The organism is Hydrogenophaga sp. UC242_50 (genome assembly GCF_042697355.1).
Classification (GTDB): Bacteria; Pseudomonadota; Gammaproteobacteria; order Burkholderiales; family Burkholderiaceae_C; genus Hydrogenophaga.
Genome location: NZ_CP170553.1, coordinates 266,804 through 281,968, shown reverse-complemented (window position 1 = coordinate 281,968; position 15,165 = coordinate 266,804). Strand labels below are relative to the sequence as shown.

Genomic DNA, 15,165 nt, shown 5'->3' with positions numbered 1-15,165 from the left:
ATGGTCATCACCCTGTTCGTCGCCGCCGTCGTGCTCATGCTGATCGGCGTGCCCGTGGCGTTCTCGCTCGCCATCGCCGCCGCCCTGGCCGTGGCCCTGGGCGGGCAGTACCCGCAGATCATCGTGTTCAAGGAAATGTTCACCGGCGTGGACAGCTTCCCGCTGATGGCGGTGCCCTTCTTCATCCTGGCGGCCGAGATCATGTCGGGCGGGGCGCTCACGCTGGTGCTGCTGCGCTTCGCCTCGCAGTTCGTCGGCCACCTGCGCGGTGGCCTGGGCTATGCCAACGTGCTGTCGCTCACCATCTTCTCGGGCATCTCGGGCTCGGCCCTGGCGGACGCCGCCGGCCCGGGCTCGATGATGGTGCGCATGATGGACAAGGCCGGCTACGACCGCGCCTACGCGGCCGCGCTGACCGCCAGCACCGCCATCGTGGGGCCCATCATCCCGCCCTCGATCATCATGATCATCTACGCGCTGCAGGACGAGCACGTCTCCGTCGGCGCGCTGTTCATCGCCGGTTTCATCCCCGGCCTGCTGATCGCCGCCGCCATGAGCTGGGTCAACTGGTGGGTCTGCCGCCGGCGCGACTTCCGCTCCGACGCCCCGCGCCCCACCGGCCGCGAGATGCTCATGAACACCATCAAGGCGGTGCCCGCGCTGTTCCTGGTGGTGATCATCCTGGTCGGCATCCGCTTCGGCGTCTTCACGCCCACCGAGGCCTCGGTGGTCGCGGTGTTCTACGCGCTGGTCTGCGGCAAGTGGGTCTACGGCACGCTCAAGTGGTCGGCGCTGCCCGGCATCGCGGCGCGCTCGGCCATGCTCACTGCCTCGGTGCTGTTCGTGGTGGCCGCTTCGTCGGCCTTCGCCTGGGTGCTCACCATCGAAGGCGTGCCGCAGGACCTGGCGCAGGCCATCATCGGCTGGGATCTCTCGCCCGTCACCTTCCTGATCGCGGTGAACATCCTGCTGCTGCTGTTCGGCATCTTCATGGAGCCGCTGCCCGGCGTCACCATCCTCGTGCCCATCCTGGCGCCGATCGCGGCCGCGCTGGGCATCGACCCGATCCACTTCGCGATGGTGGTCATCGTCAACCTCACGCTGGGCATGATCACGCCGCCCGTGGGCGGGCTGCTGTTCGTCACCTCGGTGGCGACCAAGGTGCCGCTCATGGCCCTCACGCGCGAGCTGCCGCCCTTCCTGTGGGCCCACCTCGTGGTGCTGTTGCTGCTCACCTTCGTGCCCGCGATCTCCACCTGGCTGCCGCACGCGCTGGGCTTCTGATGCGCCGCGCCGCCCGCCGCTCCAGCCCTGACGCGGCTGTCTCGCCCCAGGGCGAGATCACCGACGTGGTGCTCGATCGCGGCCTGTCGCTGCACTTCTTCGACGAGGGCGTGGCCGTGCTGTCCTCGCGCATCGAGTCCGGCGAGGGCTATGCGCAGTTCAACAAGCGCGACCTGCAGGTGCTGGTGGATTTTTTCCAGGCGCCGGAGAACCGGCACCTGCTGCAGCCGCCGGTCGACCCCCGGCCTTGACTTCGCAGGGGTGGCTCAGCGCCAGCCCGGCACCTTCTTCAGCACGAAGTTCATCGCCGGTTCGGCCGGTGTGCCGCGCCCCTGGGCCGAGCGGCGGATGCCGCGCAGTTCCTGGCGACAGCCCGAGGCGGTGACGTGGCCTTCCCACACCGCGTCCATGCGCAGCGCCGTCGGCCGACTCGTCGAGGTTGAACTCGCCGTCCATGACGTCCCCGGACACCACCGCCTGCCGGTCGTTGCCGGCGGTGCTGCGTTTCAGGCTGCCGCGCACGCTGTCCGGGTACTCCGGGTGGCGCTCGAACAGCAGCGCGCCGGTGGAGGCGGGCGCGGCCTCGCTGCCCCCCTCCTGCGGCCAGAGCACCAGCTGCCACAGGCCGTAGAGCTGGCTGGGCGCCATGTCGCCGGGTTGGCTGCAGACGGTCGGGGGTGTGGCCGGCGCTTGCGCATGGCCGGCGCCGGCCAGCAGCGCCCACGCGGCGGCGAGGCAGAGGTGTTTCATGAGGCGGGGTCGGCCGCCTTCTGGGCGGCCTGGTCGGTGGCGCGTTGCGCGAACTCGGCGCGCAGCGCGCGCAGTTTCTCGCGCGGGTCTTCCTTCACGGTGGCCTGGTCCAGCGCCATCTCCTTGATGAAGCGGCTGGCCTGCCCGGGCACGCTCTCGCGCCCCTTCTTGCGGCGTTTGAGCCAGCTCACCGCCAGCGTGCGCTGCGCGCGCGTGATGCCCACGTACATCAGGCGGCGCTCTTCCTGCAGGCGCTGCGCCATGTCGGCCGCCTGCGCGTCGCTCTGGCCGGGCTCCTCGTCCATCTTGAACGGCAGCAGGCCCTCGTTCACGCCGACCAGCATCACGTGCGGCCACTCCAGGCCCTTGGAGGCGTGCAGCGTCGAGAGCGTCACCACGTTCTGGTCCTGCTCGCGCTCGCTCAGCGTGGAGAGCAGGGCGATCGTCTGCACCACCTCGAGCAGGCTCTTGCGCTCGCTCTCGATCTTCACGCCGTCCTCTTCCTCCAGCTTGCCGCCGCAGCGCCCGGCCACCCAGTCGCAGAAGTCCATCACGTTGGTCCAGCGCGCGGCCGCCACCTTCTCGTTGTCCTCGCTGTCGTAGAGGTGCTTCTCGTAGTCGATGTCCTTGAGCCACTCGGTGAGGAAGGCGCGCCCGGCCTCGTGGCCCACGGTGTGGCGCGCGCGGTACTCCAGGTCGTTCACCGCGCGGCCGAACTCGTGCAGCGTTGCGCACCGCGCGCGGGGGCAGGGCGGTGCCCAGCGAGTTGGCGAACAGCGCCTCGAACAGACTCAGCTTGTACTGCGTGGCGAAGGCCCCCAGCTGCTGCAGCGTGGTGTGGCCGATGCCGCGCTTGGGCGTGGTGGCCGAGCGCAGGAAGGCCGGATCGTCGTTGTTGTTCACCAGCAGGCGCAGCCAGGCGCAGAGGTCGCGGATCTCGGCCTTGTCGAAGAAGCTCTGGCCGCCCGAGACCTTGTACGGCACCTGCGCGCGGCGCAGCGACTGCTCGAACGGGCGCGCCATGTGGTTGGCGCGGTAGAGGATGGCGAAGTCGCGCCACTCCTTATGCTGCGAGCTCGCGCGCAGGCTCAGGATGCGCGCCACCGCGCGCTCGGCCTCGTGTTCCTCGTTGTCGGCATCGACCACGCGCACCGGCTCGCCCTCGCCCAGGTCGCTCCACAGCGTCTTGGGAAACAGCTTGGGGTTGGGGCCGATGACGTTGTTCGCCGCGCGAAGGATCGCGCTGGTGGAGCGGTAGTTCTGCTCCAGCTTGATGACCTTGAGCTCGGGGAAGTCGTGCGGCAGCTTCTTCAGGTTGTCCAGCGTGGCGCCGCGCCAGCCGTAGATGGACTGGTCGTCGTCGCCCACGGCGGTGAAGCGCGCCCGTTCGCCCACCAGCAGCTTGAGCAGCTCGTACTGCGTGGCGTTGGTGTCCTGGTACTCGTCCACCAGCACGTGGCCCATCTTCTTCTGCCAGCGCGCGCGCACGTCTTCGTGCTCGCGCAGCAGCTTGAGCGGCAGCGTGATGAGGTCGTCGAAGTCCACGCTCTGGAAGGCCACCAGGCGCTCTTCGTAGCGCGCCATGATGGTCGCCATCACGCGCTCGTTTTCGTCCTTGGCCTGAGCGAGGGCCTGTGCCGCGTTCATGCCCGCGCCCTTCCACGCGCTGATGCCCCACTGCCAGCCGCGCGCGGTGGCCGCGTCGGTGGTGCCGCCGCAGTCCTTGAGCAGGCTGGTGATGTCGTCGGTGTCGAGGATGGAGAACTGCTTCTTCAGGCCCAGCACCTCGCCGTCGTCGCGCAGCAGGCGCACGCCCAGCGCGTGGAAGGTGCAGATCAGCACCTTGCGCGCGTCGCGCCCCACCAGTTGCGCCGCGCGCTCGCGCATTTCGGCGGCGGCCTTGTTGGTGAAGGTGATGGCGGCGATGCGGTCGGCCGCCAGGCCGGCCTGGATGAGCCGGCCGATCTTGTGCGTGATCACGCGCGTCTTGCCCGAGCCCGCGCCCGCGAGCACCAGGCAGGGCCCCGCCAGGTGGTTCACGGCTTCCAGTTGCGCGAGGTTCAGGCCGTGGGACATGGAGGGAGGCGGGCGGGCGTCGGGAAAGGCGGGAAAAGAGCGTTGGATCATACCGGGCGGGGTGTCGCGGGCCGCCCACGGGCGCCTGAGACAATCGGCCCCGTGCTGCACATCCTGCTGGTCACCTTCCCCTTCTTTGCGCTCGTGCTCGCCGGCTACGTGGCCGCGCGCCGGCGCATGCTGCCGCTGGAGGCCATTCCCGGGCTCAACGGTTTCGTGCTGTTCTTCGCGCTGCCCTGCATGCTGTACCGCTTCGGCTCCACCACACCGATCGCGCAGCTGCTCGACGGCTGGGTGGCCGGCCTGTACCTGCTGTGCGGTCTCATCGTGGTGGGCGCCACCATCGCCTTCACGCGCAACGCGCGCATCCGCTGGAACGACGCCTCCCTGGGCGCGCTGGTGGCGGCCTTTCCCAACTCGGGCTTCATGGGCGTGCCGCTGATCGTGGCCCTGCTCGGCGCGTCGGCGGCGGGCACCGTGATCCTCACCATGGTGGTGGACATGGTGATCACCAGCTCGCTGTGCATCGCGCTCTCGCGCCTGGACGAGGCGCAGGGCCAGGGCCGCTCGGCGGTGGCCGAGGCCACGCGCAAGGCGCTCAAGGGCGTGCTCACCAACCCCATGCCCTGGGCCATCGTGCTCGGCGGCCTGGCCTCGGCCTGGGCCTTCACCCTGCCCAAGCCGGTGGAGCAGACGGTGTGGCTGCTGGCCGATTCGGCCTCGCCCGTGGCGCTGTTCACCATTGGCGCGGTGCTGGCGCGCGCGCGGATGACGGCCAACCACCCCATGCCCCTGGCCGACTACCTGCCGGTGGCGCTGATGAAGCTCTTCGTGCACCCGCTGCTGGTGCTCGCCGTGGGCTGGCTGGCCATCCGCGCGGGTGCTCCACTGTCGTGGCCGACGCTGGTGGTGATGGTGCTGGTGGCCGCGCTGCCCAGCGCGAGCAACGTCTCGCTGCTGGCCGAGCGCTTCGGCGCCGACAACGGGCGCATCGCCCGCATCATCCTCGTGACCACGGCGGCCGCCTTCCTCACGTTCTCCGGGGCCGTGGCGCTGCTGACCTGAAGCTTTCGTGACGGGAGAATGAAGCTTCGATAGGCACTGCCTATGTCCTTCATCCAGGCTTTTGTTTTGACACCCCCGGGGTGGCTCTCTAAAGTGCGTTGGCTCATCCCCGCCAACCACAAAGGAGATCCCCATGTCAGAAGCCAAGTGTCCCTTCCACCACGGTTCCGGTGTCGGAACCAGCAACAAGGACTGGTGGCCGAACCAGTTGCGCATGGACGTGCTGAACCAGCACTCCGCCAAGTCCAACCCGCTGGGCGAATCGTTCGACTACGCGGCCGAATTCAAGAAGCTGGACTACAAGGCACTCAAGGCCGATCTGAACAAGCTGATGACCGACAGCCAGGACTGGTGGCCCGCCGACTTCGGCCACTACGGCCCGCAGTTCATCCGCATGGCCTGGCACTCGGCCGGCACCTACCGCACCACCGACGGCCGTGGCGGCGGTGGCCGTGGCCAGCAGCGCTTCGCGCCGCTCAACTCGTGGCCCGACAACGTCAACATCGACAAGTCGCGCCGCCTGCTGTGGCCGATCAAACAGAAATACGGCCAGCAGATCTCCTGGGCCGACCTCATGATCCTCGCGGGCAACGTGGCGCTGGAGTCCATGGGCTTTCGCACCTTCGGCTTCGCGGCGGGCCGTGAGGACGTGTGGGAACCCGATACCGACGTGAGCTGGGGCGCCGAGACCAAGTGGCTGGGCGATGACCAGCGCTTCGAGGGCGACCGTGTCCTGGTCAAGAGCCTGGGCGCGACGCACATGGGCCTGATCTATGTGAACCCCGAAGGCCCGAACGCCAGCGGCGACTACATGGCCGCGGCCAAGGACATCCGCGCCACCTTCTACCGCATGGCCATGGACGACGAGGAAATCGTCGCGCTGATCGCCGGTGGTCACACCTTCGGCAAGGCGCACGGCGCGGCGCCGGAATCGCACAAGGGCAAGGAACCCGAGGGCGGTTCGATCGAAGCGCAAGGCCTGGGCTGGACCAGCGACTTCGGCAGTGGACATGGCAAGGACACCGTCTCCAGCGGCCTGGAAGTGACCTGGACCACCACCCCCGCGCAATGGAGCAACAACTTCTTCGAGAACCTGTTCAAGTTCGAATGGGAAGAGGAGCGCAGCCCCGCGGGCGCCAGGCAGTGGGTCGCCAAGGACGCGCCGGAGATCATCCCCGATGCGCACGTGCCCGGTCTGAAGCACAAGCCCAAGATGCTCACCACCGACCTGACCATGCGCTTCGATCCCGAGTTCGGCAAGATCTCCCAGCGCTTCCTCAACGACCCGCAAGCCTTCGCCGAGGCCTTCGCCCGCGCCTGGTTCAAGCTGACGCACCGCGACATGGGACCCAAGGCGCGTTACCTTGGCCCTGAAGTGCCGAAGGAAGACCTGATCTGGCAGGACCCGCTGCCCGCGGCCACGCACAACCCCACGGCGGCGGACATCGCCGACCTCAAGGCCCGGATCGCGGCCTCGGACCTGTCGGTGAGCGAGCTGGTCTCGGTGGCCTGGGCTTCGGCCTCCACCTTCCGTGGTGGCGACAAGCGCGGTGGCGCCAACGGCGCGCGCCTGGCGCTCGCGCCGCAGAAGGACTGGGTGGTCAACCAGGTGGCGGTGAGGGCGCTGCCCAAGCTGGTGGAGATCCAGAAAGCCTCGGGCAAGGCCTCGCTGGCCGACGTGATCGTGCTGGCCGGTGGGGTCGGTGTCGAGCAGGCGGCCAAGGCCGCGGGGGTCGCCGTGGACGTGCCGTTCACGCCCGGGCGGGTCGATGCGCGGCAGGACCAGACCGACGTCGAATCCTTCGCCGTGCTGGAGCCCGAGGCCGATGGCTTCCGAAATTACAAGGCGGGCAAGAGCGCCGCGTCGACGGAAGCGCTGCTGGTCGACAAGGCGCAGCTGCTCACGCTGACGGCGCCCGAGATGACCGCGCTGGTGGGGGGCCTGCGCGTGCTCGGCGCCAACGCCGACGGCAGCCAGCACGGGGTGTTCACCGACCGGGTCGGCGCACTCACCAATGCCTTCTTCGTCAACCTGCTGAACATGAACACCGTGTGGACGCCGGTGGATGCCGAGGCCGAGGTGTTCGAAGGCAAGGACCGCCAGAGCGGCCAGCTGCGGTACACCGCCACCCGCAACGATCTGGTGTTCGGCTCCAACTCGGTGCTGCGCGCCTATGCCGAGGTGTACGCCAGCGCGGATCGGCCAGTCGAAGTTCCTCAAGGACTTCGTGGCCGCCTGGACCAAGGTCATGAACCTGGACCGGTTCGACATCGCCTGATCGTTTCGGGCATCCGTCCAAGCCCCGGGATGCCGAATCCCGGGGCTTTTGTTTTGGGCATGGGCCGATGTCCCCGGCGGCGAGGCCCATGCCGTTGCTGCATCAACCAAACTTTCGATCATGGGGGCGCACTCATGCTGGACCCGTCGCGGTGCGATGGGGACGGGTGTTGTGTTCGTGTTGTGAGGATGTGGTTCATGGACGTGGTTGGGTTCAGCGCGAGGAGGGTCGCCCAGGTCGGGGTCGACCCCTTCAAAAAGGTGGAAAGCCCCAGGGGCATTGCGCTCAGCCCTGGCAACACCTGGGCATCGACGAAGGCCGGCTCTGGCCCCTTGCCGGGTTCTGATGAGGTTTCGGGCATTTCGATCTCCGCGCCGTCGCTGCGAGAGGACCCTCCCTCGGTGAGGGCGCGGGTGTTGGTGCACCAGGATGTCCAGGCCGTGAAGAGCCTGCCCACGTTTGCGCAAAGGCACCCGCTTCTGGCCAGGGTGTTCCGTGTTTTCACGGCCGTGCTGGCGTTTCCGCTGCTGCTGGCGTTGAACACGGTCGCGATTCCATTGGCGCATGCCGTGGCATGCGCCTCGAAGGAGTGGGGCGATGGGGGCCTGGCCCAGTCCTTGGGCAAAAGCCGGCTGGTGCGGGCGCTGTGGGGCGACGGTTTCGCCGACTGGCTGGCCACCGGCGACGGCAAGGTGCAGGGCGTGCTTGCGATGCTGTGCGTCTGCCTGCCGGTGTTGCTGGTGAAGTCCGCCGTGTTTTCCGTGCACGGCGCGTCGGCCTGTTCGACAACCTGTCGAACGGATTTTCCGAACGCGCATGGGCGTGCCAGGCGGGGTCGATCTACGACACCTGGACGAAGGACCAGGGCGTGCTCGCGCCCAGCTACCGCTTCCGGTCCGGCACCTGGGTGCGTGCGCGGTAGGCCGGGTCGATGGCGCGCTCCGAGCTCGAACGGGTGCTGGCGCAGATGGGCGAACACCTCGGCCTGCGGGACGCGCACCGCCTGCAGGACGGCGGGCTGCTGGAGGTGGGCGGGCACGAACTGCTGTTGCATCACGACGCAGAAAATGCGCCACACCTGGTCCAGGCGCGCCTGAACCTGGGACCGGCCGACCCGCACCAGCGCGAATGGATCTGGCACCGGCTGCTGGTCAGCAACTTCGAATGGGCCTGCAACGGCAGCCTGGGCTGGAGCCTGTCACCCGAGGGCGATCTGGCCATGCTCACCGCGCACCACCCCTTGGACACGCAGACCACGGGTGCCGAGCTGGCCGCCTGGCTGCGTGAGCTGCTGGTCTGCGCGCGGGCGCATTGGCAGGCCCTGCCGTCGCGGCAGGCCATGGCCGACTTCCAGGCCCTGGCTCCGCTGCGGCGCACCCGGCGGCCCGTGTCCACGCAGCCCGATGGCTGGGAGCCGCTGATCGACGCGCTCTGCGACCACGTGGGCATCGCCGAGCGCCATGCCTTGCGGCGTGGCGAGGGCAGCCTGCGGGTGGACGGCGTGGACATGCTGCTGCGGCACGACCCGTTGGTGCCCGGGCGTTTCCAGGTGAGCCTCGACCTGGGCATGGCGCCAATCGGCCCGCGTGAAAAGCTGTGGCAGGGCCTGCTGTGGAGCAACTTTCTGATGGGCGCGGGCGGCGATGTGCTGTTCAGCGTGCTCCCGCAGCGCGAGGCGGTGGTGATGACGCTGCAGCAGACCTTGCCGGTCGAACCGAGCGCGCAGGAGTTCTGCGATCTGCTGCATGCCCTGGCGGCACAAGGCCAAGGTGTCTGGGACACCCTGCGCGACACGGTCTCGCGGATGGAAACCGCCATGCCGGTAGGCCCGCCGGCCCAGGCGGGTCGACGCTTGAGCGCGCCTTGACGGTTGCCTACCGCTTCAAGGCCTCCTGCTCCAGCAGCAGGTAGGTGTTGTACGCGTTCATGCGGTTGGCCGGGCCGAACATGGGCATGGTCTCGAAGGCGGACCAGTCGGTCTTGTCGTAGGCCTCTTCGAACGGCACGAAGTTCTCCACCGCCTCGCCCATGCTCTGGCGCAGGTGCTTGAGGTAGTCGCGCGTGGTGCCGATGTCCTTCTTCGGGTCGGTGGACGCGGCGCCGTGCCCCGGCACGACCGCTTTGGCGTCGAAGGCCAGCAGGCGCTCCAGCGACAGGATCCACTGGCGGCTGTTGGCCTGGCCCACGAAGGGCAGGCGGCCGTTGAAGAACAGGTCGCCCGCGAACAGCACCTTTTCCGAAGGCACGAACACCGTGAGGTCTTCGGGCGTGTGGGAGGGCCCGACCGGCGTGAGCTCGAACACCACGCCACCGACCTTCAGGGCGGTGGGTCCGTCGATCCAGACGTCGGCCGGCACGATGCGGGTCTGCTCGTTGATCCAGGGCGCGAGGTCGGTGCGCGAGGCCTCCAGGCGCAGGCGCGCGGTGTCGGACTGGATGTACTCGCGCGACGCGCTGTGCGCGATGATCTTCGCCCCCAGCTGCTTGAAGTGCTGCAGGCCGTAGATGTGGTCGGCGTGGTAGTGGGTCAGGATCACGTGCGTGATCGGCTTGTCGGTCCGTTGGCGGATCGCCTGCGTGAGCCGCTCGGCCAGCCGGGGCGAGCCCAGCGCGTCCACCACCACCACGCCCTCGGGGGTTACCACGAAACCGGCGTTGCTGATGAAGTTCTGGTTCCTGGTCGAGCCCAGCTGGGTCAGGCCCTGCACGTAGTAGCTGTGGGGGCCGACCGCCTCCACGGTCATGGCCGGGCCGGTGTCGGCGGCGGGCTGGGCCTGGGCGGCGAAGGTGGCCAGGGCGATCAGGGGCGCAAGCCACCAGCGAAGGGAAAGTCGGGGCACGGGTCGTCTCCAGTAGTCTTGCCTGCTCTTATATCGCAATTTACTTATATTTGAGCGCGGTCGGCTTTGCGGGTCTCACGTTTTCGGGCCGACTGCCGATCTTCAAGGCGAGCCGGCGACATGACCGGCCAGGAGCCCGCATGATCAAGCCCCCTTTGCCGCACAACGAAGCGAAGCGCCTGAAGGCGCTGCGCGACCTGGTGATCCTGGACACGCCGCCCGAGGAGCGTTTCGACCGCATTTCGGCGTTCGCGGCGAAAGAGTTCAACGTGCCGATCGCGCTGGTGTCGCTGGTCGATCACGATCGCCAGTGGTTCAAGTCGTCCTTCGGCCTGGAGGACGTGCAGGAAACGCCGCGCGACATTTCCTTCTGCGGCCACGCGGTGGCGATGGCGAAGACGCTGATCGTGCCCGATGCGCTGGCCGATCCCCGCTTCGCCGACAACCCCATGGTGGTGGGCCAGCCCTATGTGCGCTTCTACGCCGGGGCGCTGCTGCGCCTGCCGTACGGGCAGGTGGTGGGCACGCTGTGCATCATGGACCGGCGCCCGCGCGATTTCGACAAACTGGACGAGGCCATCCTCAACGGCCTGCGCGACCTGGTGGTGGAGGAGCTGTTCCGGCGCGAGGAGGCGGTGTCGTGAGCGCCGGCCGGCCGCAGGTGCTGCTGATCGAACCCGATGGCCTGGTGCGCGGCACCGTGGCCTCGGTGTGCCGCGAGCTGCAGCTGGTGCGGCTGCAGCAGGCGACCAGCATCGCCCAGGGCGAAAAATGGATGCAGAGCAACGTGGACCACGGCCTGCTGCTCTCGCTGGCCGAGCGCGACGCGGCGCTGGCGCTGCTCACGCGGCTGCGCGCGGGTGAACTGCGCTGCGAGGCCGACATTCCGGTGGCGGTGATGGTGGCCAGCGCCGACGCGGAGCTGGTGGTGCGACTCAAGGAGCTTGACGTGCGCCGCCTGCTGCTGCAACCCTTCCGCCTGCGCGACGTGGTGCACACGCTGGAGCAGCTCTGGCCGATGCCGGAAATCCTCGTCGCCTGAAGAGGCGCCCTCCAGAACACCGCGGGTCCGGCTTCGCCGGCCCGCAGGTGTTGCCCCCTGGGGGGTGACGCCGCAGGCGGCGCGGGGGGATCCCTCTAGATCGCGAGCGGGTCCACGTCCACCGCGTAACGCACCAATCCACGCGCCTGCGGCAGGCCCCGGCACTCCAGCAAGACCGGCTGCCAGGCGCTCAGGAAGCGCTGCAGGGCGGCGCGCGAGACGGCCTCCACCAGCAATTGCGCGCGCTCCACGTTCGCCACGCGCTGGATGGTCAGCGGCACCGCCGGGTAGAGCGTGATCTCGTCGCGGTGCGGCAGGCCGTCGGCGGCCTGCGCGGCCGCGTTCAGGTAGGCCTGGGCCGCCTGCTGGGTTTTCGCGTCGGCGCGCAGCAGCGCCTGGTTGCGCAAAGGGCGGCATGCCCGCGCTTTCGCGCTCGCCCAGCTGCTGCGCGGCGAAGGCCGGGAAGTCGTGCCGGCGCAGCGCGGCGAACAGCGGGTGCTGCGGCGTCCAGGTCTGCACCCACAGCTCGCTCTCGCTGCCCTGGCTGCTCACGAAAACCGCGTCGCGCCCGGCGCGCCCACCGGCCTGCATCAGCAGCGCGAACAGGCGCTCGGGCGCGCGGTAGTCGCTGGCGAACAGGCCCGAGTCGGCGTTGATGCCGGCCACCAGCGTGATGCGGCGAAAGTCGTGGCCCTTGGCGATCATCTGCGTGCCCACCAGCACGTCCACCTCGCCGCTGTGCATGGTGGCGAGCTGCTGTTCCAGGCTGCCCTTGAGGCGGGTCGAGTCGGCGTCCATGCGCGCCACGCGCGCGGGGCCGCCGTCGGGGCGCTTCACGTCGGCCAGCAGGCTGGCGAGTTGCTCTTCCACCTGTTCCGTGCCTTTGCCGATGGGCGCGATGTCGAGGTTGCCGCACTCGGGGCAGGCGCGCGGCACGCGCTCGGTGAAGCCGCAGTGGTGGCAGCGCAGCGTGCGGTCCAGCTTGTGGAACACGCGAAAGGCGCTGCAGTGCGGGCAGGCGCTCTTCCAGCCGCAGTCGTGGCAGGCCAGCACCGGGGAGTAGCCGCGCCGGTTGAGCAGCACCATGCATTGTTCGCCACGCGCGATGCGCTCGGCCATCGCGGCCACCAGGGGCGGGGCGAGCACCGCGCCTTTGGGCTGGTGGTTCATGTCGACCAGGCGCAGGCGCGGCAGCGCGCCGCCGCCGATGCGCGCCGGCATGGCCAGGCGCAGGTAGCGGCCCTGGTCGGCCGCGTGCCAGCTCTCCAGCGAGGGCGTGGCCGAGCCGAGCACGACGCGGCAGCGCGCCGCCGCATCGCCCGTCTCGGCCACCAGCGCCTCCGTTTCCACCTTGGCGCGGTAGACCGCGAGGTCGCGCGCCGAATAGCGTGCGCCTTCCTGGCTCTTGTAGCTGGGGTCGTGCTCTTCGTCGACCACGATCAGGCGCAGCCCCGGCAGGCTGGCCAGCACCGCCATGCGCGTGCCCAGCACGATGCGCGCCTGGCCGGTGTGCGCCGCGAGCCAGCCGGCCAGGCGCTGCGCGGGCGTCATGCCGCTGTGCAGGCAGACCAGGGCACCCGCGCCGAACAGGGGCTCGAAGCGCTCGCGAAAGCGCGCTTCCAGCTGCGGCGTGAGGTTGATCTCCGGCACCATCACCAGCACCTGCGCGTCGGCCTGCGCCTGCAGCACGTGCTGCGTGGCCTGCAGGTAGACCTCGGTCTTGCCGCTGCCGGTGGCGCCGTACAGCAGCACCGGGGCCTGCGCGGCTTCCAGCGCCTGCAGGGCCTCGCGCTGTTCGTCGCTCAGGTCCAGGCCGATGTCGGTGGCCGTGCCGTCGGGCGGGGCTTGCGGGGCGCGGGCGGCCTGCTGTTTCTGGCTTTTCTTGAGGCGTCGGGCGAGCTGCACGGTGTTCAGGTCGCGCAGCTGCGGCGGCAGGGCCGCCAGCGACACCTCGCCCAGGCTGCGCTGGTAGTACTGCGCCGCGAAACGCAGCAGCTGGCGCCAGCGCGCGTTGAGCGGCGGCAGGCCTTCGAGCACGCCGGCCACGGTTTTGGTCTGGGCTTCGCTCAGGCCTTCGGGGGGCTGGTCGGGGCATTCCCAGACCACGCCCAGCACCTCCCGGGCACCCAGCGGCACCCGCACCAAGGTGCCCGGTGCGAGCGACAACTCACTCCGGTAAGTCAGGCTGGCGCCCACCCCGCTGTGGGCCGGGGTGCGCACGACGACGCTGGGCCAGAAAGCCATGCTTAGCGCCCATTCCTCAGCTGGACTGTCGGAACGCGCGCTAAGTTGTTGATTTGACAGAGCATCGGAACATATCCAGACTTTTTGTGGATAACTTTGTTGATAGTTTGCCTGCGCGCCGTCGGAAGCCTTGCAAATCAAGGGTTTGCTTAAACTGCCCGCAAAAAAAGCAGAAAATAAAATCTATATGAATCAATAACTTACGAGGCACTTGTAGGATTTGTCTGGCGCCTGGCCGCGGCGGGCCTCATGGCGCACCGCAGCACGAGTTTTGTGCATAAGTAAGGCGTGTCAAGTGACTTTTTCGGCATTATTTGTGTTATGGCCGGTTCAGACGGCGGCTTTTTGACGCCTTCATGACGCCAGAACGGGGGCGTTGCATCCGCCGCCCCAAGGGCGCCGGGGCAGGCCAAAAGCCCCGGTCCAGCTGCAAAAACGGGAGCGCTTCAGGCCGCCTGACGCAGCCGCCGGGAATGCGAATGCACCGCATCCACGAGCACCGACACGTGCTCCGGCGGGGTGTGCTGGCTGATGCCGTGGCCCAGGTTGAAGATGTGCGTGGGGCCGGTGCCGGCGCCCTGGTGCGGCCGGCCGAAGCTCTCGAGCACCGCGGCCACCTCGGCCTCGATGCGCTCGGGCGGCGCGAACAGCACGTTGGGGTCGATGTTGCCCTGCAGCGCCTTGCCGTGGGCGCCTTCGCCCACCTGGGCGCGCGCGCGGGCCAGGTTCACGGTCCAGTCCAGGCCCAGGGCGTGGCAGTCGAGGTCCTTCATGTCGTCCAGCCACAGGCCGCCGCCCTTGGTGAAGACGATGCGCGGAATCACCACGCCGCCGTGTTCGCGCTTGAGCTGCGCCAGCACGCGGCGCGTGTAGGCCAGGCTGAAGTCCTGGAACTTGCCGTCGGCCAGCACACCGCCCCAGCTGTCGAACACCATCACGGCCTGGGCGCCGGCGTCGATCTGCGCGTTGAGGTAGGTTGCGCACGGCGTCGGCGTTGACGGCGAGGATGCGGTGCATCAGGTCGGGGCGCGCGTACATCAGCGACTTCACGGCGCGGTAGTCGTCGCTGCCGCCGCCTTCGACCATGTAGCAGGCCAGCGTCCAGGGGCTGCCCGAAAAACCGATCAGGGGCACGCGGCCGTTGAGCGCCTTGCGGATCGAGGTGACGGCGTCGAACACGTAGCGCAGCTTGTCCATGTCGGGCACGGCCAGCGCGGCCACGTCGGCCTCGGTGCGCACGGTCTTCTCGAACTTCGGGCCTTCGCCGAGGGCGAACGACAGGCCCAGGCCCATGGCGTCGGGCACGGTGAGGATGTCGCTGAACAGGATGGCCGCGTCCAGCGCGTAACGCTCCAGCGGTTGCAGCGTCACTTCGGTCGCGTAGTCGGTGTTGGTCGCCAGCCCCATGAAGCTGCCGGCCTGGGCGCGCGTGGCGCGGTACTCGGGCAGGTAGCGGCCGGCCTGGCGCATGAGCCAGACGGGCGTGTGGTCGGTGGATTGGCGAAGGCAGGCACGCAGAAAGGTGTCGTTCTGCAGGGGAGCAAAGGGCATGTCGGTATCGGGGACTGGGGTGGGGGGGGTATCG

General features: G+C 68.8%; 8 protein-coding genes and 4 pseudogenes. 7 read left to right on the top strand and 5 right to left on the bottom strand.

Features of this window, described 5'->3' with window-relative positions:
- Together ACFJGX_RS01410 and ACFJGX_RS01405 are read left to right on the top strand one after the other, a co-directional pair.
- Nucleotides 1-1,284, top strand: coding sequence for a TRAP transporter large permease (locus ACFJGX_RS01410; RefSeq protein ID WP_382322962.1), 1,284 nt, complete (start codon nt 1-3; stop codon nt 1,282-1,284).
- Nucleotides 1,284-1,535, top strand: a complete 252-nt coding sequence (locus ACFJGX_RS01405) for a hypothetical protein (protein WP_382162628.1) — start codon at nt 1,284-1,286, stop codon at nt 1,533-1,535. The genes ACFJGX_RS01410 and ACFJGX_RS01405 overlap by 1 nt, the downstream gene beginning before the upstream one ends.
- Here the strand turns inward: ACFJGX_RS01405 and ACFJGX_RS01400 are convergent.
- Entirely contained in the window at nt 1,444-2,034 is a 591-nt protein-coding gene (locus ACFJGX_RS01400; RefSeq protein ID WP_382327592.1) for a hypothetical protein, read from the bottom strand. The two genes, ACFJGX_RS01405 and ACFJGX_RS01400, sit on opposite strands and share 92 nt — an antisense overlap.
- Nucleotides 2,031-4,110, bottom strand: a pseudogene (locus tag ACFJGX_RS01395) (ATP-dependent helicase). The gene ACFJGX_RS01400 and the pseudogene ACFJGX_RS01395 overlap by 4 nt, the downstream one beginning before the upstream one ends.
- Before the next feature lie 102 nt (nt 4,111-4,212).
- On the opposite strand from ACFJGX_RS01395, the gene ACFJGX_RS01390 reads away from it, so the two are divergent.
- The 3 genes and pseudogenes from ACFJGX_RS01390 (at nt 4,213) to ACFJGX_RS01380 (ending at nt 9,321) form a co-directional block, all read left to right on the top strand.
- On the top strand, nt 4,213-5,175 hold the full coding sequence (locus ACFJGX_RS01390) for an AEC family transporter (protein WP_382322965.1): 963 nt from the start codon (nt 4,213-4,215) through the stop codon (nt 5,173-5,175).
- Between the two features lie 133 nt (nt 5,176-5,308).
- Nucleotides 5,309-7,454: pseudogene (gene katG, locus ACFJGX_RS01385) on the top strand (catalase/peroxidase HPI).
- A gap of 931 nt (nt 7,455-8,385) precedes the next feature.
- Complete coding sequence (locus ACFJGX_RS01380; RefSeq protein ID WP_382322968.1) at nt 8,386-9,321, top strand: hypothetical protein; 936 nt, start codon at nt 8,386-8,388, stop codon at nt 9,319-9,321.
- Nucleotides 9,322-9,328: 7 nt separating this feature from the next.
- On the opposite strand, the gene ACFJGX_RS01375 is transcribed toward ACFJGX_RS01380, so the two are convergent.
- The gene (locus ACFJGX_RS01375; RefSeq protein ID WP_382327590.1) at nt 9,329-10,294 is read right to left on the bottom strand and encodes an MBL fold metallo-hydrolase; all 966 of its coding nucleotides are present in this window, start codon (nt 10,292-10,294) and stop codon (nt 9,329-9,331) included.
- Between the two features lie 140 nt (nt 10,295-10,434).
- On the opposite strand from ACFJGX_RS01375, the gene ACFJGX_RS01370 reads away from it, so the two are divergent.
- The gene (locus ACFJGX_RS01370) at nt 10,435-10,938 is read left to right on the top strand and encodes a GAF domain-containing protein (protein WP_382162605.1); all 504 of its coding nucleotides are present in this window, start codon (nt 10,435-10,437) and stop codon (nt 10,936-10,938) included.
- Nucleotides 10,935-11,336: a hypothetical protein gene (locus ACFJGX_RS01365; RefSeq protein ID WP_382322970.1), complete on the top strand. Its 402-nt coding sequence runs from the start codon at nt 10,935-10,937 to the stop codon at nt 11,334-11,336. The genes ACFJGX_RS01370 and ACFJGX_RS01365 overlap by 4 nt, the downstream gene beginning before the upstream one ends.
- Nucleotides 11,337-11,431: 95 nt before the next feature.
- Here ACFJGX_RS01365 and priA read toward each other — a convergent pair.
- Both priA and hemE read right to left on the bottom strand, forming a co-directional pair.
- Nucleotides 11,432-13,580 (bottom strand): annotated as a pseudogene (gene priA / locus ACFJGX_RS01360) (primosomal protein N').
- A 446-nt stretch (nt 13,581-14,026) separates the two neighbouring features.
- Nucleotides 14,027-15,131: pseudogene (gene hemE, locus ACFJGX_RS01355) on the bottom strand (uroporphyrinogen decarboxylase).
- Nucleotides 15,132-15,165: the final 34 nt, after the last annotated feature.